This window comes from Pseudomonas sp. MS01C9 (assembly GCF_058202755.1).
Genome location: NZ_CM177073.1, coordinates 2,744,654 through 2,766,001 on the forward strand (window position 1 = coordinate 2,744,654; position 21,348 = coordinate 2,766,001).

Sequence of the window (21,348 nt, forward strand, 5' to 3'; positions counted from 1 at the left end):
TTGTGCAGATACTTCCCTCGCCAGTCAGGGGATCAGGGTCTGTGGCGGCGCGGTTCAGCGGCCCGGAGAGGTTCCGTCGGCGCTTGCTTCGGATAGAGACTGGTGCAACCGATCTTCAACGTGCGGGGTGGCGCCCAATGGGAATTGTTGCCTACCCGGTCGAGGATGCAGTAGGTGACCTCCAGGCGCAGGTCTTCTCCCGCTTCAAGGATGATGTGGGGCGGCACCCAGATGTTGATCGGCTGGCCTACCTCGCCTGGCTTGACCCGGGGCAGGTCCATGCGCACATCGCCCCAGCGCAGGGTAATCGCATCGTCGGCGGCCATGTTCAGGTAGGGTTCGATGGTCAGCGGGACGCCGCGCTTGATCTGGCTCGGGTTCACGCCCTGGCGTCGGATGGTGCCCGGTATGCGCACCGGCGCCAGCCCCTGGTTCTCATCGCCACTCAGGGCCGAAGGCTGGCCCCCGGGACAATCGAGCTTGGCCTGGACCCGCAGCGTTGCTGACAGCGCCGGCCCGCGCCCGACCCGCATGACGCGGTAGTGGACCCGTGAGGTTCCATTGACGATGAAGCTCTCCGGCACTCGCAACCTGACACAGTCGTGCAGGTCGGCTTCGGCCAGCAGGCGGGAGCCAACGTAGCAGTTGTCCCAGAACAATTCGATCAAGTCACCGGCATCCATGCCGGGAGAAGCAGCGATGGCGACCTCCAGGCGAGCAGCGCTGGCGAGGTTGATACCGGCACGGTTGGCATTGGCCAGGGAGGGCGCGGCCAGTTCGGGAAGATTCGACGTACATGTCATGGTGTTCTCCTTGATACCTGCTAAACGAAATCCGTTTCGGAAAAATCAAAGGCTTTTCTGATCACGACATAATTTTTATTGCGGTCACGACCGGTCCCTTCGGTTCCATTGCCGCAAAGAATTAAATAATGTCCAGCGCCTGTTGGGTTCTAGATAAAGGTCCGATAGTTGTCGTGTCAATAGAGGTGTTTATCCATTAATTAATTATGTGAGGCTTCAGAAATATCCTACGCGACGATGGCAGCAATAAGCGGAGCGAAGTTGCCTTTTCCTCGGGGATGGCGCAGGCCTAGGCATGAGGAAGGTCACGGATTGAGGAAGTAGATCGCGGGAAGTCGTGGCGAAATATAGATAGTTGGCGCGCAGCTTATAACCGGTGTGGCAAGGCTAAGTTGCAACTTGTTGCGTTGCAGGCAAGGGCGGGGTTTGCTTGTCAGTCATTGGATCGAACTTCCATCCCTGGAAGTAACGACGAGTTTCGATGGATTATTGGGCGATGCGCCCGTCAGCAAGAAACTTGCTCAGGAACTGGCGCGTCCGTTCTTCCTTCGGAGCGGCGAACAGGGCCTTGGCTTCGCCTTGTTCCACGATCACGCCCTTGTCGAAAAATACCACGCGGTTCGCCACGTCCCGGGCGAAGCCCATTTCGTGGGTCACGATGACCATGGTGCGTTTTTCTTCGGCCAGGCCGCGAATGGTCGCCAATACTTCGCCCACCAGTTCCGGATCGAGGGCCGAGGTCGGCTCGTCGAACAGAATCACTTGCGGCTCCATCGCCAGTGCCCGGGCAATGGCCACTCGCTGCTGCTGGCCACCGGAGAGCCGGCGCGGATAAGCGTCTTCCTTGCCGGCCAGGCCGACCTTGGCCAGGAGTCTGCGACCCAGGGTTTCGGCGTCGGCACGAGGAACCTTCTTGACCACAATCGGACCCTCGGTGACGTTCTCCAGGGCCGTGCGATGCGGGAACAGGTTGAAGTTCTGGAAAACGAAGCCCACCTGCTGGCGCAAACGCCGCACCAGGCCCTGTTGCTGGTTCAATGGACGGCTGCCGTCGATTTCAATATCGCCGACCTTGATCCGACCACTGCTGGGCTCCTCGAGGAAGTTCAGGCAGCGCAGGAAGGTCGTCTTGCCGGAGCCGCTGGGGCCGATGATCGCAACCACCTCGCCTTCTTCGATCTTCAGGTCGATGCCGTTGAGTACCACCTGACCCTTGAACTGCTTTGTCAGTTTTTCCACGACAATCATGGCTCAGGACTCCTGGTCATGCCGATTTACCCGGGCTTCCAGGACGTTCTGCAGGTGCGAGAGCACACTGGCCAGAACCCAATAGATCAGCGCGGCGGCAAGGTACATGGTGAAGATTTCGAAGGTTCGCGCGGTGATCAACTGCGCCTGGCGGAACAGCTCCGGAACCTGGATGGTCGCCGCCAGCGCGGTGTCCTTGACCAGGGAAATGAAGCTGTTGCCCAGCGGAGGCAGGGCCGTGCGTGCGGCTTGGGGCAGGATGGCCCGGCGCAGGGTCTGCGCGCGGGTCATGCCGATGCTCGCCGCCGCTTCCCACTGGCCGCGCTCGATGGAGCTGATGGCGGCCCGCAGGATTTCACACGCATAGGCAGCCATGTTCAGCGAGAAACCGATCAGGGCTGCGGGCAGCGGATCCAGCTCGATGCCCAGTTGCGGCAACCCGTAATAGATCACGAACAACTGCACCAGCAACGGCGTGCCACGAAAGAACGACACGTAGATGCGGGCGATCCAGTTCACCAGCTTGAAGCGCGACAGGCGCATCAGCGCCAGGCCGAACCCCAGCAGCAGGCCGAAAAACATGCCACCCAGGCTGAGGATGACCGTGTAATACGCGCCCTTGAGCAAAAAGGGCGCGGAGTCCAGTGCGAGTTGAAGAGCTGCTTCCATTATTTCGTGACGTCAGCGCTGAAGTATTTTTCAGAGAGCTTCTTCAGCGTACCGTCGGCGCGCAGTTTCTCGATGGCCTTGTTCACGGCAGCCAACAGTTCAGGCTCGCCTTTGCGCAGGGCGATACCGGCTTCCTGGCGGGAGAAGGCTTCGCTGGTGACGGTGGTGTCCTTGGCTTTCTTGGCGTATTCCAATGCGGCCAGACGGTCGATCAGGATGGTATCGATACGGCCAACGCGCAGGTCCTGGAACTTGGTGGGGTCGTCATCGTAGGTTTTGACCTGGGCGCCGGGGACTTCAGCTTTTACCCACTGCTCGTAGTTGGTGCCCAGGCCCACGCCGACTTTTTTACCGTCCAGGTCAGCGGCCTTCTTGATGTTCAGCTCGTCGGCTTTCTTGGTCAGTACCAGCGCTTGAATCCCGGAAACGGTGTACGGCTCGGAGAAGTCGTATTTTTTCTTGCGTTCCTCGGAGATGGTTACCTGGTTGACCACAGCGTCCAGCCGCTTGGACTCCAGCGCCGCGAGGATGCCGGCCCATGGAGTCGTCTGCAGCTTGACCTTCACGCCCAGTTCCTTGGCCAGCGCTTCGGAAAACTCCACTTCGAAGCCGGTCAGTTTGCCGCTGTCATCAACGAAGCTGAACGGTGGATAAGTGCCTTCCAGGCCGATCTTGATTTCACCGGCATCCTTGATTTTCTGCAGTTGCTCACCGGCAACCGCTTGCCCCAGCAGCCCGGCGCTCAATGCCAGGCCCAGCGAACCCACCAACAGGTTGCGACGTAATGCGGAAAAATTCATGACAAGCCCCTGTGTTTTCTTATGAACAGATATTTTGGCTGAGATAAGGCGTAGCCGCGATTCGAGAAGGTTGCCACATCCTGCCTCAAAGCAACCTGGGCGTCTCGCGGCAAATGCGCCTGCGGCGAGACTATAAGTTGGCTTTTATAGATTGGAAAATAATATTAAATCAACCCTATATGCCTGTTTGGAATTTCTTCCTATGGGAGCGAGCTTGCTTGCAAGAGCAATGGATCAGCCCAGTTCCAATCAACTGACACACCCTGATCGCGAGCAAGCTCGCTCCCATTGAGGGTTTCCAGATCTTCAGAACACTGCGTCATAGGCAAACAACGCCGGTGCGCCACCGGTGTGCAGGAAGATGATAGGGCCGTCGTCGAAACGGTCGCGGCCAATGCCGTCGAGCAGGCCGGCCATGGCCTTGCCGGTATAGACCGGGTCCAGCAAGAGGCCTTCCTGGCTGGCCAGCAACTTGATCGCCGCCAATGTGCCGGCATTCGGCTCACCGTAGCGAGGGGCGAAATACTCGTCCCAGAGGTTTACCTTGAAGGCCTCCGGAAGCGCCACATCGAGCAGTTGGGCGACGCCTTCGGCGAGCCCCTGGACCTTGGGAAACTGATCCTCTTCGCTGCGCGAAACCGTCACGCCGACCACGGGGAGCTCCGGCAGGGCCTGGCTCAAGGCCAGGGCCAGGCCGCTGTGGGTGCCGGCGCTGCCCGAGGCCAGTACCACGGCGGCGAACGTCAGACCGGTGTCCTTGATCTGCTCGGCCAGTTCCAGGCCCGCGCGCACATAGCCCAGCGCACCCAAGGCATTGGATCCGCCTATCGGAACCAGGTACGGCTTCTTGCCATTGCTGCGCAGGCGGGCAGCCAGGGCTTGCAGTTGCTCGTCGGCGTTGTCCAGGTTATCCACCAGTTCCACCTTGGCGTCGAACAGCTCCAGCAGCAGCCGGTTGCCGTTGCCCAGGTAATTGCTGTCCTGGCTGTCGATGGGGTTTTCCAACAGCGCGACGCAACCCAGGCCCAGCCTGGCCGCCAACGCAGCGGTCTGACGCACATGGTTGGACTGGATCGCGCCGCCGGTAATGAGGGTGTCGGCACCTTGGGCCAAGGCATCGGCGGCCAGGTATTCGAGCTTGCGCAGCTTGTTGCCGCCCAGGGCCAGGGGCGTCAGGTCGTCGCGCTTGATATAGACGTCCCGTCCGAGCCAGGTGGAGAGGCGGTCGAGTTTTTCCAGCGGTGTCGGATGGCTGAGCAGGTCGAGACGGTTAAAGCGAGACAGCTGTTCTTTGATCATGAGTCCGTACTGGTTGTAGGCGATGTCTGGACTATAGGCACGCCGATATTCAGGGGCAACCGGCAATCATTTGTTCTCAAGTAAACCGGCGCGGAATTGGGGACTCGAATGATTTGCGAGCGCCGAAAACCTGTGTGAGCGAGCTGGCTCGCGATAGCGGTGGTTCAGTGGACCTCTGTATTGACTGACAGACCGCCATCGCGAGCCAGCTCGCTCCCACAGGGAGTTGTGTTTGGCAGTAGGCACATGTCTTTTGAGCACTGAACGAATGCTCGCCAGGCAACGTCATACCCTCCCGTAGGCTAGCGTAGGAAGGATGCCGTTGAGCCCTGCGATTAGTCCTTAGCTGCCTATTCATGTTTAACTTGAACGTTCATTCAAGTTAAACCGTCGGTTTGCTGCCCGCTCACAACAGGAGGCTTGCCTTTGCCGAGTCCGTATTCCACTGCCACCCTTTCGCTGTCCGGGGTGCTTCGTTCATGAGTGCCTCGTCCCTTCCACCCAGCGGCCTGGTCCGCATGAACCCGCCGGTCTTTTACTTCGCCGCGACCTTTATCCTGCTGTTTGGCCTGGTGGTGATTGCCATACCCACCCAGGCCGGCGCCTGGCTGCTGGCGGCGCAGAACTGGGCGGCCAACACGGTCGGCTGGTATTACTTGTTGGCGATGACCCTGTATCTGGTCTTCGTGGTGGTCACCGCCTTGTCCGGCTACGGCAAGATCAAGCTCGGTGCCGACCACGACGAACCCGAATTCAGTTATCTGTCATGGGCCGGCATGCTGTTCGCCGCCGGCATCAGCATCACGTTGTTCTTCTTCTGCGTTTCCGAGCCGCTGACGCACATGGTGCAGCCGCCTCAGGGCGAGGCCGGTACCGCCCAGGCGGCGCGCCAGGCCATGCAGATCCTGTTCCTGCACTGGGGCCTGCATGGTTGGGGCGTCTTCGCATTCGTCGGCATGGCCCTGGCGTATTTCGCCTACCGCCACAACCTGCCGCTGGCCCTGCGTTCGGCGCTGTACCCGCTGATCGGCAAACGCATCAATGGGCCCATCGGCTACGCCGTGGATGGCTTCGGCATCATTGCCACCGTGTTCGGCCTTGGCGCGGACATGGGCTTCGGTGTGCTGCATCTCAATTCCGGGCTCGACTACCTGTTCGGCATCGCCCACACCCAATGGATCCAGGTCGGCCTGATCGTGCTGATGATGGGCGCGGCGATCATTGTGGCGGTGGCCGGTGTCGACAAGGGCGTGCGCGTCATGTCCGACATCAACATGCTGCTGGCCTGCGCCCTGCTGTTGTTCGTGCTCTTCGCCGGACCCACCCAGCACCTGCTCAATACCTTGATCCAGAATGTGGGCGATTACCTTGGCGCCTTGCCGATGAAGAGTTTCGACCTCTACGCCTATGACGAGCCCAGCGACTGGCTGGGGGGCTGGACGGTGTTCTACTGGGCCTGGTGGATTGCGTGGTCACCCTTCGTGGGGCTGTTCATCGCACGGATTTCCCGCGGCCGCACCATTCGTGAGTTCGTCTTCGGTGTTCTGCTGATTCCCTTGGGCTTCACCCTGGCGTGGATGTCGATCTTCGGCAACAGCGCCATCGACCAGGTGCTCAACCACGGCATGAGTGCCCTGGGCATGTCGGCCCTGGAAAACCCCTCGATGAGCCTTTACCTGCTGCTGGAAACCTACCCGTGGAGCAAGACGGTCATCGCGGTCACGGTGTTTATCAGCTTCGTGTTCTTCGTCACGTCCGCCGACTCCGGTACCGTGGTGCTTTCGACGCTCTCGGCCAAGGGGGGCAACCCCGATGAAGACGGGCCGAAATGGCTGCGGGTATTCTGGGGGGCGATGACCGCCCTGGTGACCAGTGCGCTGTTGTTTTCCGGCAGTATCGATGCCCTGAAATCGGCGGTGGTGCTCACGTCATTGCCCTTCTCCCTGATTCTGCTGTTGATGATGTGGGGCCTGCACAAGGCGTTTTTCCTCGAGTCCCAGAAAAAGATCGCCCAGATGCATTCCCTGGCGCCGGTGTCGGGCTCACGCCGGGGCAAGGGCGGTTGGCGGCAACGCTTGAGCCAGGCTGTGCATTTCCCGTCCCGCGATGAGGTCTACCGTTTCCTCGACAGCACGGTGCGTCCGGCCGTCGAGGAAGTGAAAGCGGTGTTCGCCGAAAAAGGCCTGACCGTGCTGACCCCTCCAGACCTGGCCAATGACTGCGTCAGCCTGGAAATCGGCCATGGCGAGCAGCATCCGTTCATCTACCAGGTGCAGATGCGTGGCTACTTCACACCCTCCTTCGCCCGGGGCGGCATGGGTTCCAAGGAACTCAACAACCGGCGCTACTACCGTGCCGAAGTGCACCTGAGCGAAGGCAGCCAGGACTACGATCTGGTGGGCTATTCCAAGGAACAGGTGATCAACGACATCCTCGACCAGTACGAACGGCACATGCAGTTCCTGCACCTGGTGCGTTGATCGCCGGGCCTCACACCAGGCCGCCGTTGGCGCGCAGCACCTGCCCGTTGACCCAGTCGGCGGCGGGGCTCGCCAGGAAGGAGACGATACGGGCGATGTCTTCCGGCTGGCCGAGGCGCTCCAGGGGCGGCATCTTGGCGTAGTGCTGGACCTGCTCCTCGCTCTTGCCGTGCATGAACAGCTCGGTGGCGACCGGGCCGGGAGCGATGGCATTGACCGTGATCTGCCGGCCCCGCAGCTCCTTGGCGAACACCTGGGTCAGGGACTCCACGGCGGCCTTGCTGGCGATGTACACCGAGTAACCGGGCAGATTGAGGCCCACGGTGCTGCTGGAAAAATTCACGATCCGACCGCCATCGTTCAGGCGGGTCGCGGCTTCGCGAAGCGTGTTGAAGGTGCCTCGGGTATTGATGGCGAAGGTCTGCTCGAACAGTTCGTCGCTGTGCTGTGCCAGCGGCAAGACCTGCAGGATACCGGCGTTATTGACCAGCAGGTCGACCTTGCCCAGGTGTGTTTCGGTCTCATCGAACATCCGCCGGACATCGGCGGCGCATGACACATCGGCCTTGATCGCGAGGGCCTGGTGACCTGCCTGGCGCAGCTGCACCACCAGCTTCGAGGCTTCGATGGCATTGTTGGCGTAGTTGATGGCGACGGCGAATCCGTCTTCAGCCAGTTGCCTGGCGACTTGCGCACCGATTCCCCGGGAAGCTCCGGTCACAATGGCCACCTTGGATGTCTGTCGGATCATGGCTGCGTTCCTCGATAGAAGTGGATGAGAGGAAGATTCACATGTTTACTCTCGGCGATAAATGCAGGAGAGTTGCCGTAACTGTTCAAGAATGACCAACAATCAAGGCTTGGAAAAACACCATGGATCAAGTCAAGGCCATGCGGGTATTCGTGCGCATCTATGAGCGCAGCAGCTTTACCCTGGCCGCCGAAGACCTGAACCTGCCCCGCGCGACGCTGACCCATACCCTCAATCAGTTCGAAGCCTGGCTAGGTGTGCGCCTGATGGAGCGCAGTACCCGCAAGGTGCGGCCGACCCTCGATGGCGAAGCCTATTACCCTCGCTGCGTGCAGTTGCTGGCGGAGCTGGAGGAGGCCGAGCTGGCCTTTCGCAGCGTGGCGCCCAAGGGCAAGCTGCGGGTGGACCTGCATGGAACCCTGGCCCGGAGTTTCGTGATCCCGGCGCTGCCGCAGTTCATGGCCCGCTACCCTGACATCGAGCTGTCCATCAGCGAGGCCGATCGTTTCGTCGACCTGATCGCCGAGGGTGTCGATTGCGTGTTGCGGGCGGGCACGCTGGGGGACTCGTCGTTGATCGGTCGCCGCGTCGCCAGCCTGCGGCAGATCACCTGCGCCAGCCCCGCCTACTTGCGCCAGTACGGCGAGCCGAAAAACCTGGACGACTTGAGTCGGCACCGGGCGGTGAACTACCTGTCGCGCACCACCGGCAAACTGTACCCGTTCCAGTTCATGGTCGAGGGTGAGCTCAAGGAGGTAGCCATCGATGGCGCGCTTTCGGTGTTCGGCGCCGAAATCTACGCGGCCTCGGCCATTGCCGGCTTGGGCCTGATCCAATGCCCGCGCTATCGGATGCAAACCCAGCTCGAGCAGGGGCTGGTCCAGGAAATTCTCCCCGCGACCCCACCGCCGCCCATGCCGGTGTCGGTGCTTTATCCTCACAACCGTCACCTGTCACCCAGGGTGCGGGTGTTTGTGGATTGGCTGGCCGAGGTGTTTGCCCAGGCGCGGTAACGTGCTCTGGTTTTCCTGGCACTGCTTCCACAACCATGCGAACTTTCAAGCTGATCGATACGTCTGTGCAATATCGGCTTCTGCCATCCGTACCCACCTTCCGAACCCTTCGTCCGAATAGAGAGCCTTTCGATGACCTACATCGCCGCCGAAAACCGCTATGAGTCCATGCCATATCGTCGCGTCGGCCGCAGTGGCCTGGTGCTGCCGGCATTGTCACTGGGGTTGTGGCACAACTTCGGCGACAGCACGCCTATCGACACCCAACGGGCGTTGTTGCGTACGGCGTTCGACCTGGGTATCAACCATTTCGACCTGGCGAACAACTACGGCCCGCCCTACGGCAGTGCCGAAATCAATTTCGGACGGTTGCTGCGCGAAGATTTCAAGCACTACCGCGATGAGCTGATCATCTCCAGCAAGGCCGGTTGGGACATGTGGCCCGGACCCTATGGGCAGGGTGGTGGCTCTCGCAAGTACGTGCTGGCGAGCCTTGACCAGAGCCTGCAGCGCCTGGGGCTGGATTATGTGGACATCTTTTATTCCCACCGCTTCGACCCCGACACACCGCTGGAAGAAACCGCCAGTGCACTGGCCACCGCGGTGCAACAGGGCAAGGCATTGTATGTCGGCATCTCTTCGTATTCCGGCGTGAAGACCCGGGAAATGGCTGCGCTGCTCAAAGAGTGGAAAATCCCGCTGCTGATCCATCAACCGGCCTACAACCTGCTCAATCGCTGGGTAGAGAAAGACCTGCTGGATGCCACCGACGAGCTCGGCACCGGTGTGATTGCCTTTACGCCCCTGGCCCAGGGGCTGTTGACCGACAAATACCTCAAGGGCATTCCGGCGGACGCGCGGGTCAACCGTCCGGGTGGCGGTTCGTTGCAGGCCTCGCATTTATCGGAAGAGAACATCGCCCATGTGCGCGCCCTCAACGAGATCGCCCAGCGGCGCGGCCAGAGCCTGGCGCAGATGGCCCTGGCCTGGACCCTGCGGGACGCGCGGGTGACCTCCGCCCTGATCGGCGCCAGCCGGCCGGAGCAGATCATCGAGAATGCCGGTGCCTTGCAGAACCTGAACTTCAGCGCCGAAGAACTGGCCGAGATCGATCGGTTTGCCCAGGAAGGCGGGATCAATCTTTGGGAAAAGCCATCGTCAGCCGAGTAACCCTTCCAGTACGGCGAACATACACCCCCGTGGCGAAGGGATTTATCCCCGCTGGATGCGAAGCAGCCCCAGGGACAGCTGAGCACGGCCTGCCTTTGAGATCGTGCATGCAGGTTTGAGGGCCGCTACGCGGCCCAGCGGGGTAAATCCCCTCGCCACAAAGGCGATTGCGTCGCTGTTCAGCGAAAAAACGGCACATCCCCCAACACCGTCGCCCGGTGCATCACACGCCGGGCCGGACGGTAGTCATCCACAGCGAAATGCTGGGTCACACGGTTGTCCCAGAAAGCCACGTCGTTGACCTGCCAGCGCCAGCGAAGGGTAAATTCGGGCCGTGTGGCGTGGGCGAACAACAGTTTCAGGATCACCTCGCTTTCGGTCTCCGACAGTTCGTTGATGCGCGTGGTGAAACCTTCATTGACGAACAACGAGCGCCGCCCGCTCACCGGGTGAGTGCGGATCACCGGGTGCGAGAGCGGTGGATTCCTGCGCCGTGCCTGTTCCCAGCGGGCCAGGTCTTGCGCAGTGTTGCCAAAGCGTTCCAGGGGAAACGAACGGGTGAAATCGTGGGTCGCCGTGAGCCCTTCCAGCAAGCGCTTCAAAGGTGTCGACAAGGCTTCGTAGGCCGCGATACCGCTGGCCCATAACGTATCGCCGCCGAACGGCGGCAGCAGCTTGGCACTGAGCACCGCGCCCATGGCGGGTGTCGGCAGGAAGGTCACGTCGGTGTGCCAGATGGCATTGTCGCGAACATCGGTGACGGCCGTGTCGAGCACCAGCACTTCGGGCTGCGTCGGCACGTTGGGGTAGATCGGATGGATGTGCAGGTCGCCGAAATACGCGGCGAACCGTGCCTGTTGTGGCGGTTCGATCGGTTGGTCGCGAAAGAACAGCACCTGGTGCTCCAGCAGTGCCTGGCCGATGATCTCGCGGTGCTGCGGGCCCAGGGGCTGGCTGATGTCGATCCCGCTGATCTGCGCGCCGAGGGCGGTGCTCAAAGGGGTGATGGTCGGGCTATTCATTGCAGGGTCTCGTTCCGGGCGCCGAATGGTCAGCGTGGTCAATGGGCGTCAATGGGTCTGGCCGTGCCACGGCACCAGCTTGCGTTGCAGGGCGCGCAGGCTCATCTCCATGGTGAAGGCGATCAGCGCGATCACCAGGATTCCCAGGAGCACCACATCTGTCACCAGGAACTGCGCCGCCGACTGCACCATGAACCCCAGGCCGCTGGTGGCGGCGATCAGTTCGGCGGCCACCAGGGTGGACCAGCCCACGCCCAGGCCGATGCGGACGCCGGTGAGAATGTCCGGCAGGGCACTGGGCACGATCACATGGCGGAGCAATTGGGTGCGCGTAGCGCCCAGGGACTGCGCTGCGCGTATCTTCGCCGGGTCGACGGTGCGAACCCCCGTGGCGGTGGCGATGGCAATCGGGGCGAAGATCGCCAGGTAGATCAACAGCACTTTCGACAGCTCACCGATGCCGCACCAGATCACGATCAATGGCAGGTAAGCCAGGGGCGGAATCGGCCGGTAGAACTCGATCAACGGGTCCAGTACGCCGCGTGCCGCGCGGCTGGTGCCGATGGCGATGCCCACCGGCACCGCCGTGAGCACTGCCAACAGCAGGCCCAGGCCGATCCGCCCAAGGCTTGCCCCCAGGTGTTGCCAGAGCGTGGCGTCCATGTAGCCGCTGGTCACCAGTAGCCAGCCTTTTTGCAGCACGGCGCAAGGCGGTGGCAGAAACAGAGGCTCGATCAGTCCGCTGGCGGTGACCGCCCACCAGAGCAGCAGCAACGCTGCCAGGGTCAGGCCGCTGATCCATCGCGTGCTCAAGCGAGGCCTTGAACCCCTGGACGAGGCCTGGGGCGCAGGGCGGCTGATCACGGCTGGAATTTCATAGCTGCTCATGCGCGCTCCTGTGGCCGGACGGCGCTGCGTTGGGAAAACACCTTGGCGAGGACGTGCTCCCGGGTTTCGATAAAGCGCGGATCGGACTTGATCGACCGCGCCGATTCCCCGGCTCCATAGCGCCGTCCGAAATCGAGGCTCAGGCGCTCGACGATCTGCCCGGGGTTGGGTGCCAGCAGAATCAGGTCGGTGGCGAGAAAGACCGCTTCTTCGATGTCATGGGTAATCAGGAACACGGGTTTGGCAGCGCGCTGCCAGACTTGCAGTAGCAGTTCCTGCATCTGCTCGCGGGTAAAGGCATCCAGCGCGCCGAAGGGTTCGTCCATCAGCAGCAGGCGAGGATCGGCCGCCAGCGCACGGGCCAGGCCGACGCGTTGTTTCTGCCCCCCGGAAAGTTGCCAGATACGGCGTCGTTCGAAACCGGCCAGGTCTACCAGGGCGAGCATTTCGCGAGCGCGGGCTTCGCGCTCTGCCTTGGCGACACCGGCCAGTTCCAGGCCGAACCCGACGTTGGCCAGTACGTCTTGCCAGGGCAACAAGGCGTCATCCTGGAACACCACGCCGCGTTCGGCTCCCGGCCCCGAGACCGGCACGCCGTCCAGGGTGATCTGCCCGGCGCTGGGCTCGACGAAACCGGCGATCAGGTTCAGCAGTGACGTCTTGCCACTGCCGGACGGGCCGAGGGCAACCAGCAGCTGTTGCGGTCCCAGGTCCAGCGATATGTCCGCCAGTACCGGTTCCGCCGCGCCGGGGTACTGTGCGCTGATGCGCTCCAGTTGTAGCAAGGCCATCGCGATGACTCCTTTGCTGGCGGATCAATGAGGAATGTATTTGGCGCTGACGAAGGGCGTGTAGTCTGGCAGCACAGCCTCCACCTTGCCTTGCTCCTTGAGGAACGCGGCGGTCTTGGCGATGGCCTGGGTAGTCGGTGCGCCGAGGCTCACGACCTGGTCGGCCGCCAGTGGGAATACGTTGCCTTGCAGCAGGAGCGGGATGTCGCTGGCCTTGGCGCCGGAGAGCTTCACCAGCTTGTCGACGTTGGACGTGTCGGCCAGCCAGGCTTGTGGGTCCTTGCGGTACTGGGCGTAGGCATCCAGGGTGACCTTGGCGAAGGCGGTCACGATCTCGGGATGCTGCCTGGCGAAGTCCTTGCGCACGATCCAGGCGTCGAAGGTCGGCGCGCCGAACCTGGCCAGTTCGGCGGAAGTGATCAGCACCTTGCCGTTTTCCTTGGCCACGCCCAGGGCCGGGTCCCAGACGTAGGTGGCATCGATGTCGCCGCGCTTCCAGGCAGCGATGATGGCCGGTGGCGCGAGGTTCAGGATGGTGACTTTCGAGGGGTCGATGTTCCAGTGTTTCAGGGCGGCGAGTAGGCTGTAATGGCCGGTGGACACGAACGGCACGGCGATCTTCTTGCCGACCAGATCCTGCGCAGTGCTGATGCCGGCGCCATCACGCACCACCAAGGCTTCGGCCGCGCCGATCTGCGTGGCGATAAGGAAGGTTTCTACCGGTACCTGGCGGGACACCGCCGCCGTCAGTGGGCTGGAACCCAGGTAGCCGATCTGGACATCACCGGAAGCGATGGCGGCAATGACATCGGCGCCATTGTCGAATTTGCGCCAGTCGATCCTGGCCTGGGTGGCTTTCTCGTAGGTGCCGTCTGCCTGGGCAACCTTGGCCGGATCGACGGTGGTCTGGTAGGCGACGGTCAGGTCGGCCGCCTGGGCAAAGAGGCTGGTGGCGGCCAGGGAGACGGCCGCGAAAAGAATACGGGGGAAACGCAATGCCATGGGAAAGCTCCTCAAACAGGCGGCCGGACGGTCGGTGTTCGATGAGACTAAATGATATAAGAATTCAGAAATAAATAACTTTTTGGAACTAGCTTATTTTCGAAAACATTTACAAGAGGTAAAGAAGTGGGCGTTGCCTACCGCTTTTGTGGCGAGGGGATTTATCCCTGCCGAGTTGCGAAGCAACCCCAGTTCAGTCGTATGCGAGCCGACTGAGACACCGAGGTGAACGTCGAGGGCTGCTTGTAGCCAACGGGGATAAATCCCCTCGCCACAAGATCATTCCCATGTAGGACATGGGAATGATGCATGGAGGGTCAGTTGCTGATCGCCAGGATGCTGGCCTGGTACGAGCCTACGAATACATCGAAGTCTCCCACCTCGTTCTGCTCCAGCTCGGCTTGCTGGGCCAGGGACTGGCGGGCAGCCTCTTCGAACGCCTGTTGCTCGGACGAAGGCAGGGGTGCGGCGCGGAAGAACTCGGCGTGGGCCTTGCTCTGGCGCAGGGAGAACTGGGCAAAACTTTCCTGGTTCTGCGCCATGGCCGCCAATATCTGGGCGGACGGTGTCAGGGACGGATCCCGCACCTTCGCCAGTTGCACATCCAGCGCCTGGCGATGGGCTTCGCCACCCTGGCTCTGGTCGAGGAGCGAGGCCAGCGGCGAGATCTTTTCCAACAGTTCGAGGGCCCAGGCCTGCATGTCCACCGATTGGCCCTGGCGCTGCAGTTGCAGGCCTGGCTTGCGGCCTTCCTTGACGACCCTCAGGAAGTTGCTCGTGGCGTTGCCGCATTCGTTGTTTTCGAACAGCGGGCTGTCGTTGAGGGCGCAATACAGCAGGAATGCATCGAGGAACCGCGACTCGGTGACATCGATGCCCATGGGCAGGAACGGGTTGATGTCCAGGCAGCGCACTTCCACGTACTGGATACCGCGGGCCATCAACGCCTGGATCGGACGCTCGCCGGTATAGGTCACGCGTTTGGGGCGGATGTTGGAGTAGTACTCGTTTTCGATCTGCAGGATGTTGGTGTTGAGCTGGATCCATTCACCGTCACGGTGAGTGCCGATCTCGACATAGGGCGCATAGGGTGTGGCCACTGCCTTGCGCAGGCTGTCGGTGTAGCTCGCCAGATCGTTGTAGCACGGCGTCAGGCCGGCCTGGGCGTTGCTCTGGTAACCCAGGTCGCTCATGCGCAGGCTGGTGGCGTAGGGCAGGTACAGGGTGTCCGGGTCCAGTTGCTCCAACTGGTGCGGGCGGCCACGCAGGAAGCCGGCGTCCAGGGCCGGCGAAGCGCCGAACAGGTACATCAGCAGCCAACTGTAGCGGCGGAAATTGCGGATCAGCGCGATATAGGCCGACGACTGGAAGTCGCGATCACTCATTTCGGCGGCCTCGGCCTGGCGCAGCAGCGGCCAGAGCTTTTCCGGCAGGGAGAAGTTGTAATGGATCCCCGCGATGCACTGCATGGTCTTGCCGTAGCGCAGGGCCAGGCCCTGGCGGTAGACGTATTTCAGCCGGCCGATGTTCGAGGTGCCGTAGTAGGCGATCGGGATTTCTTCTTCCGCGGGCAGCGGGCACGGCATCGACGGGCTCCACAGGTATTCGTCGCCGAGCTTGCTGTAGACGAACCGGTGGATGCTGTCGAGGCTGTCCAGGGTATCGACCGGGTCCGCCAGGGCTGGCGTGATGAACTCCAGCAGCGACTCGGAATAGTCGGTGGTGATCTGTTCATTGGTCAGTGCCGAACCCAGGGCATCGGGGTGCGGCGTCAGCGCCAGGCGCCCGTCGCGCGTGACACGCAGGCATTCACGTTCGATACCGTGCAGGCACTGTTCGAGCAGGGAGAGGTTGGCGCGCTCGCCGAGCAGGGCCAGGCGGCGGTTTAAGAGGTCGCTCAAGTTGAATTCCTTCACGCGTCAGTCGCCCCAATATGGGGGTGGGCAAGGCGCTCTACAAGGGTGAGGTCAAAACTGGCGTTATCGCCTGGTTTTCGTGCCAAAAAGCTAGCCACCGCAACCCCACTGTGGGAGCGAGCCTGCGCGCGATGGCGGTGGATCAGCAACGTTGATCTTGACTGACCCTCCGCTATCGCGGACAAGCTCGCTTCCACAGGAAGGCCCGACACAGCATTTCATGGCGTCGAAATTAACCCAAATCGATGACAGGGAGCTATAGGACAGCGAACGTGCCTTGCGCTTTTGCGACCAGTTTTTCGCCTTGCATCACGTCGGCCTCGACCACCAGCGTGCGTCGGCCGGGATGGATCACCCGGGCCGTGCACAGCACCTCGCCGTCGGACACGGCGCGAATGTAATTGATCTTGCACTCGATGGTCGCGCTCTGCTGGTCGAAGCCATGGACACTGGAGCAGGCCAGGCCCATGGCAATGTCCACCAGGCTGAACAGTGCGCCGCCGTGCAGCTTGCCGCCGCGGTTGCGCAACGGCGGCTCAAGGCCCAGGGCGACTTGCGCCACCCCGTCTCCCAGGCTCTGCAAGCGGCAGCCGAGTAACTTGAAGAATGCGCTCTCCACCAACCCGGCCGGCGCGTCCATCAGCGTTTCTTCAACTGCTTGGCGTTGGCGAACAGCGAGGCCATGGCATTGTTCGCCGGGGCCGCCGTGGCGGTTTCCTTGCGTGGCGCGGAGTGCTGCGGTTGACGCGGTGTCGAGCCGGGACGGGCTCCCCGGGCACCGTCGACTTTCTCGCCGGGCGTGTCGCTCATGCGCATCGACAGGCCGACGCGTTTGCGCGGAATGTCGACTTCCATGACTTTCACCTTCACCACGTCGCCGGCCTTCACCGCTTCGCGCGGATCCTTGATGAATTTCTCCGACAGTGCCGAGATATGCACCAGACCGTCCTGATGCACGCCGATGTCGACGAAAGCACCGAAGTTGGTGACATTGGTGACCACGCCTTCGAGAATCATGCCCGGCTGCAGGTCCTTGAGGTCTTCGACGCCTTCCTGGAATTCGGCGGTCTTGAACTCGGGACGCGGGTCGCGGCCCGGTTTCTCCAGTTCCTGGAGAATGTCGGTCACGGTTGGCAGGCCGAAGGTCTCATCGGTGAATTTCTTCGGATCCAGGCGCTTCAGGAACGCGGCGTCGCCGATCAGCGAGCGGATGTCGCGGTCGGTCTGGGCGGCGATACGTTGCACCAGCGGGTAGGCCTCGGGGTGGACGGCCGACGAATCCAGCGGGTTGTCACCGTTCATGACGCGCAGGAAGCCCGCGGCCTGTTCGAAGGTCTTCTCGCCCAGGCGCGGGACCTTTTTCAAGGCGGCGCGGGTCTTGAAGGCGCCATGCTCGTCGCGATGGGTCACGATGTTCTGCGCCAGCGTGGCGTTCAGGCCCGAGATACGCGCCAGCAGTGCCACCGACGCGGTGTTCACGTCCACGCCCACGGCGTTCACGCAGTCTTCCACCACGGCATCCAGGCCGCGCGCCAGTTTCAACTGGGACACGTCGTGCTGGTATTGGCCGACACCGATGGATTTCGGATCGATCTTCACCAGTTCCGCCAGCGGGTCCTGCAAACGGCGGGCGATGGAGACCGCGCCACGGATCGACACGTCCAGGTCCGGGAACTCCTTGGCCGCCAGTTCCGAGGCCGAGTAAACGGAAGCGCCGGCTTCGGAGACCATGACCTTGGTCAGCTTCATGGCGGGATACTTCTTGATCAGCTCGGCGGCCAGCTTGTCGGTCTCCCGGCTGGCGGTGCCATTGCCGATGGCGATCAGGTCCACGGAGTGCTTGGCGCACAGGGCGGCGAGCACCGCGAGGGTCTGGTCCCACTTGTTGTGTGGCACGTGAGGGTAGACCGTGGCGTGGTCCAGCAGCTTGCCGGTGGAGTCCACCACCGCCACCTTGCAACCGGTGCGCAGGCCCGGGTCCAGGCCCAGGGTGGCGCGAGGACCGGCCGGCGCAGCCAGCAGCAGGTCATGCAGGTTGTGGGCGAATACGTTGATCGCCTCGGTCTCGGCGTTGTCGCGCAGTTCGCCCAGCAGGTCGGTTTCCAGATGGGTGTAGAGCTTGACCTTCCACGTCCAGCGCACCACTTCGGCGAGCCACTTGTCGGCGGCGCGGTTCTGGTTCTGGATGCCGAACTGCTGGCCGATCATGCCTTCGCAAGGGTGCATCGTTCCGGGCAACTCATCGCCGACTTTCAGCGCGGAGCTGAGGATGCCTTCGTTGCGGCCGCGGAAGATCGCCAGGGCCCGGTGGGACGGTACGCTCTTGAGCGGTTCGTCGTGTTCGAAGTAATCGCGGAACTTCGCGCCTTCCTCTTCCTTGCCGGCAATGACACGTGCACTGAGGATCGCTTCCTGTTTAAGGAAGTTGCGCAGTTTTTCCAGCAGGTTGGCGTCTTCGGCGAAGCGCTCCATGAGGATGTACTTGGCACCTTCCAGCGCGGCCTTTACGTCGGCCACGCCTTTTTCGGCATCGACGAAGCGCGCGGCCTCGGTTTCCGGGGTCAGGGTCGGGTCGTTGAAAAGGCCGTCGGCCAGTTCGCCAAGGCCGGCTTCCAGGGCGATCTGGCCCTTGGTGCGGCGTTTTTGCTTGTAGGGCAGGTACAGGTCTTCGAGACGGGTCTTGGTGTCGGCCAGCTTGATATCGCGCTCCAGTGCCGGGGTCAGCTTGCCCTGTTCCTGGATGCTGGCCAGGATGCTGACGCGCCGTTCGTCGAGTTCGCGCAGATAACGCAGGCGTTCTTCCAGATGACGCAATTGAGTGTCATCGAGGCTGCCGGTCACCTCTTTCCGGTAACGGGCGATAAAAGGCACCGTGGAGCCTTCATCGAGTAGCGCGACGGCCGCTTCGACCTGTTGTGGGCGTACGCCGAGCTCCTCGGCGATGCGGCTGTTGATGCTGTCCATAAAACCACCTGACAAATTGTGAAATCAGGCCCGCCACCGCGTAGACAGGGCTCGGCGAGACTGGTTGAGCGGCCTGGCATGCGCCGCTGCCTGGGTCAAAAGGCTGTCTGTTGACCCGCGAAATTCAAAAAGTGCTGCCTGGCCTGGGAAATCATGCCGGGAATACGATCCGACATTTGCTGGCACAAAAGGCCGCGCATTATAACCAGCGTTCCGTCTTTCGGGGGCGTCGCGGTCTGTAGGCTCGATACCCGTAATTGTGGAGATAGAGGAAAAATCTGCTAACAATGCACACGGTGCGTATAACGGCAGCTAGGCCATAATGCGCGCCGAGATCAAAGGAGCTTCCTATGAGCAGCACTGCACAAACTGCTGAAGGCGAAAAAATTCTGATCGTTGACGACGATCCTGGGCTGAGCAGCCTGCTGGAGCGTTTTTTCGTCAGCAAGGGCTACCGCGCCCGTACCGTACCAAACACCGAACAGATGGACCGGCTGCTGGCCCGCGAGGTCTTCAACCTGGTGGTCCTCGACCTGATGCTCCCTGGCGAGGACGGCCTGACTGCCTGTCGTCGCCTGCGTGGCGCCAACAACCAGATCCCGATCATCATGCTCACCGCCAAGGGTGACGAGCTGAGCCGTATCAAGGGCCTGGAGCTGGGGGCCGACGACTACCTGGCCAAGCCGTTCAACCCGGACGAGCTGATGGCACGGGTCAAGGCGGTCCTGCGTCGCCAGTCGGCCCCGGTACCCGGCGCCCCGGGCAGCGAAGACGAGAGCGTGACCTTCGGTGACTATGAACTGTCCCTGGCCACCCGCGAGCTCAAGCGCGGCAATGAAATCCACATGCTCACCACCGGCGAGTTCGCGGTGCTCAAGGCCCTGGTCATGAACGCACGCCAGCCGCTGACACGCGACAAGCTGATGAACCTGGCCCGTGGCCGTGAGTGGGATGCGCTGGAGCGTTCCATCGACGTGCAGATTTCCCGCCTGCGCCGGATGATCGAACCCGATCCTTCCAAGCCGCGTTATATCCAGACCGTCTGGGGCGTGGGTTATGTCTTCGTACCGGATGGTGCCGCCAGCAAGTGATCGGCGATTTGTAGGAGCGGGTTGGCTGGTTGAAGGCTTCTTCCAGGCGACTCGCAGTCCCTCAGTGTGCGAGCATCCCTCGCTCCTGCAAGTGTGTAGCGGTTATCCATGAAAACCCCCGTTTGGTTCCCCCAGAGTTTCTTCTCCCGCACCCTCTGGCTGGTGCTGATCGTCGTGCTTTTTTCCAAGGCGCTGACACTGGTCTACCTGCTGATGAACGAAGACGTGCTGGTGGATCGGCAATACAGCCACGGCGTTGCCCTGACCCTGCGGGCCTACTGGGCCGCCGACGAAACCAACCGGGCCAAGATCGCCGAGGCGGCGACGTTGATCCGGGTGGTGGGGGCCGGTGTGCCGGAGGGGGAGCAGCACTGGCCCTACAGCGAGATCTATCAGCGGCAGATGCAGGCCGAACTGGGTGCCGATACCGAGGTTCGACTGCGCATGCATTCGCCTCCGGCGCTCTGGGTGCGTGCGCCGAGCCTGGGGGACGGCTGGCTTAAGGTCCCGCTGTACCCTCATCCGCTACGGGGGCAGAAGATCTGGAACGTGCTTGGCTGGTTCCTCGCCATCGGCCTGTTGTCGACGGCGTCGGCGTGGATCTTCGTCAGCCAGCTCAACCAGCCGTTGAAGCGGCTGGTCTACGCGGCTCGCCAACTGGGCCAGGGGCGTAGCGTGCGCCTGCCCATCAGTGACACGCCCAGCGAAATGACCGAGGTCTACCGTGCCTTCAACCAGATGGCCGAAGATGTCGAGCAGGCCGGACGCGAGCGCGAACTGATGCTCGCCGGTGTTTCCCACGACCTGCGCACGCCACTGACCCGGCTGCGCCTGTCGCTGGAGCTGATGGGCGAACATACCGACCTGACCAACGAAATGGTCCGTGACATCGAGGACATGGACGCGATCCTCGACCAGTTCCTGGCATTCATTCGCGATGGCCGTGACGAGTCCGTGGAGGAAGTGGACCTCAGCGAACTGGTCCGGGAAGTGGTCGCGCCCTACAACCAGAACGATGAAAAAGTGCATCTGCGGCTGGAACCGATCCAGCCGTTCCCGCTACGCCGGGTATCGATGAAGCGTCTGTTGAACAACCTGATCGGTAACGCCTTGAACCATGCCGGCACCGGTGTCGAAGTGGCGGCCTATGTGTCCGGTGACACCAGCGCGCCGTATGTCGTGCTGAGTGTCATGGACCGTGGCGCGGGCATCGATCCGTCGGAGCTGGAAGCCATCTTCAACCCCTTCACCCGTGGCGACCGCGCCCGAGGCGGGAAGGGCACGGGCCTGGGCCTGGCCATCGTCAAGCGTATCGCCTCGATGCACGGCGGCAACGTCGAGCTGCGCAATCGCGTCGGTGGCGGGCTGGAAGCGCGGGTGCGGTTGCCGTTGGGCTTGATGCTGCCCAGGGATGCAGTGTAGAGACAGCCACAAGCCGCGA

Annotated in this window: 18 protein-coding genes; 5 read left to right on the forward strand and 13 right to left on the reverse strand. The window is 62.0% G+C overall.

Annotated elements, in window-relative coordinates:
- Positions 1–32: 32 nt before the first annotated feature.
- The 5 genes from AC1M7R_RS12550 to AC1M7R_RS12570 all read right to left on the reverse strand — a co-directional run bounded on the left by AC1M7R_RS12550 (position 33) and on the right by AC1M7R_RS12570 (position 4,819).
- Positions 33–803, reverse strand: a complete 771-nt coding sequence (locus tag AC1M7R_RS12550; protein WP_490610441.1) for a hypothetical protein — start codon at positions 801–803, stop codon at positions 33–35.
- Between the two features lie 486 nt (positions 804–1,289).
- Positions 1,290–2,051: an L-cystine ABC transporter ATP-binding protein TcyN gene (tcyN, locus tag AC1M7R_RS12555; RefSeq protein ID WP_490610442.1), complete on the reverse strand. Its 762-nt coding sequence runs from the start codon at positions 2,049–2,051 to the stop codon at positions 1,290–1,292.
- Positions 2,052–2,054: 3 nt separating this feature from the next.
- The gene (gene tcyL, locus AC1M7R_RS12560; protein ID WP_014336021.1) at positions 2,055–2,720 is read right to left on the reverse strand and encodes a cystine ABC transporter permease; all 666 of its coding nucleotides are present in this window, start codon (positions 2,718–2,720) and stop codon (positions 2,055–2,057) included.
- Positions 2,720–3,520, reverse strand: a complete 801-nt coding sequence (gene tcyJ / locus AC1M7R_RS12565) for a cystine ABC transporter substrate-binding protein (protein WP_072397716.1) — start codon at positions 3,518–3,520, stop codon at positions 2,720–2,722. Before tcyJ ends, tcyL begins: the two co-directional genes overlap by 1 nt.
- Positions 3,521–3,826: 306 nt before the next feature.
- A complete protein-coding gene (locus AC1M7R_RS12570; protein WP_072397780.1) occupies positions 3,827–4,819 on the reverse strand; it encodes a D-cysteine desulfhydrase in 993 nt (330 codons plus the stop codon).
- A gap of 518 nt (positions 4,820–5,337) precedes the next feature.
- Between AC1M7R_RS12570 and betT the strand changes: the two genes are divergently transcribed.
- Positions 5,338–7,299, forward strand: a complete 1,962-nt coding sequence (betT, locus tag AC1M7R_RS12575) for a choline transporter BetT (protein WP_168199088.1) — start codon at positions 5,338–5,340, stop codon at positions 7,297–7,299.
- 10 nt (positions 7,300–7,309) lie between these two features.
- Here betT and AC1M7R_RS12580 read toward each other — a convergent pair whose 3' ends face one another.
- On the reverse strand, positions 7,310–8,050 hold the full coding sequence (locus AC1M7R_RS12580; protein ID WP_072397718.1) for an SDR family oxidoreductase: 741 nt from the start codon (positions 8,048–8,050) through the stop codon (positions 7,310–7,312).
- 122 nt (positions 8,051–8,172) lie between these two features.
- Between AC1M7R_RS12580 and AC1M7R_RS12585 the strand changes: the two genes are divergently transcribed.
- Together AC1M7R_RS12585 and mgrA are read left to right on the forward strand one after the other, a co-directional pair.
- The gene (locus tag AC1M7R_RS12585; RefSeq protein ID WP_072431760.1) at positions 8,173–9,063 is read left to right on the forward strand and encodes a LysR family transcriptional regulator; all 891 of its coding nucleotides are present in this window, start codon (positions 8,173–8,175) and stop codon (positions 9,061–9,063) included.
- 132 nt (positions 9,064–9,195) lie between these two features.
- Positions 9,196–10,233 (forward strand): L-glyceraldehyde 3-phosphate reductase, encoded by a 1,038-nt coding sequence (mgrA, locus tag AC1M7R_RS12590; protein WP_072397720.1) that lies wholly within the window; start codon positions 9,196–9,198, stop codon positions 10,231–10,233.
- A gap of 179 nt (positions 10,234–10,412) precedes the next feature.
- On the opposite strand, the gene tauD is transcribed toward mgrA, so the two are convergent.
- The 7 genes from tauD to AC1M7R_RS12625 form a co-directional block, all read right to left on the reverse strand.
- Complete coding sequence (tauD, locus tag AC1M7R_RS12595; RefSeq protein ID WP_072397721.1) at positions 10,413–11,255, reverse strand: taurine dioxygenase; 843 nt, start codon at positions 11,253–11,255, stop codon at positions 10,413–10,415.
- A 48-nt stretch (positions 11,256–11,303) separates the two neighbouring features.
- On the reverse strand, positions 11,304–12,143 hold the full coding sequence (tauC, locus tag AC1M7R_RS12600; RefSeq protein ID WP_490610443.1) for a taurine ABC transporter permease TauC: 840 nt from the start codon (positions 12,141–12,143) through the stop codon (positions 11,304–11,306).
- Positions 12,140–12,934 (reverse strand): taurine ABC transporter ATP-binding subunit, encoded by a 795-nt coding sequence (gene tauB, locus AC1M7R_RS12605; protein ID WP_072397723.1) that lies wholly within the window; start codon positions 12,932–12,934, stop codon positions 12,140–12,142. The genes tauC and tauB overlap by 4 nt, the downstream gene beginning before the upstream one ends.
- 24 nt (positions 12,935–12,958) lie before the next feature.
- The gene (tauA, locus tag AC1M7R_RS12610) at positions 12,959–13,936 is read right to left on the reverse strand and encodes a taurine ABC transporter substrate-binding protein (protein ID WP_103894317.1); all 978 of its coding nucleotides are present in this window, start codon (positions 13,934–13,936) and stop codon (positions 12,959–12,961) included.
- Positions 13,937–14,253: 317 nt separating this feature from the next.
- Positions 14,254–15,837, reverse strand: coding sequence for a glutamate--cysteine ligase (gene gshA / locus AC1M7R_RS12615; protein ID WP_072397725.1), 1,584 nt, complete (start codon positions 15,835–15,837; stop codon positions 14,254–14,256).
- Positions 15,838–16,108: 271 nt separating this feature from the next.
- Entirely contained in the window at positions 16,109–16,492 is a 384-nt protein-coding gene (locus tag AC1M7R_RS12620; RefSeq protein WP_072397726.1) for a PaaI family thioesterase, read from the reverse strand.
- Complete coding sequence (locus AC1M7R_RS12625; RefSeq protein WP_072397727.1) at positions 16,492–18,816, reverse strand: Tex family protein; 2,325 nt, start codon at positions 18,814–18,816, stop codon at positions 16,492–16,494. Before AC1M7R_RS12625 ends, AC1M7R_RS12620 begins: the two co-directional genes overlap by 1 nt.
- A gap of 350 nt (positions 18,817–19,166) precedes the next feature.
- On the opposite strand from AC1M7R_RS12625, the gene ompR reads away from it, so the two are divergent.
- Together ompR and AC1M7R_RS12635 are read left to right on the forward strand one after the other, a co-directional pair.
- Positions 19,167–19,907: an osmolarity response regulator transcription factor OmpR gene (gene ompR, locus AC1M7R_RS12630; protein ID WP_003186825.1), complete on the forward strand. Its 741-nt coding sequence runs from the start codon at positions 19,167–19,169 to the stop codon at positions 19,905–19,907.
- Positions 19,908–20,015: 108 nt separating this feature from the next.
- Positions 20,016–21,329 (forward strand): ATP-binding protein, encoded by a 1,314-nt coding sequence (locus AC1M7R_RS12635; protein WP_072397728.1) that lies wholly within the window; start codon positions 20,016–20,018, stop codon positions 21,327–21,329.
- The last annotated feature ends 19 nt before the right edge of the window (positions 21,330–21,348 follow it).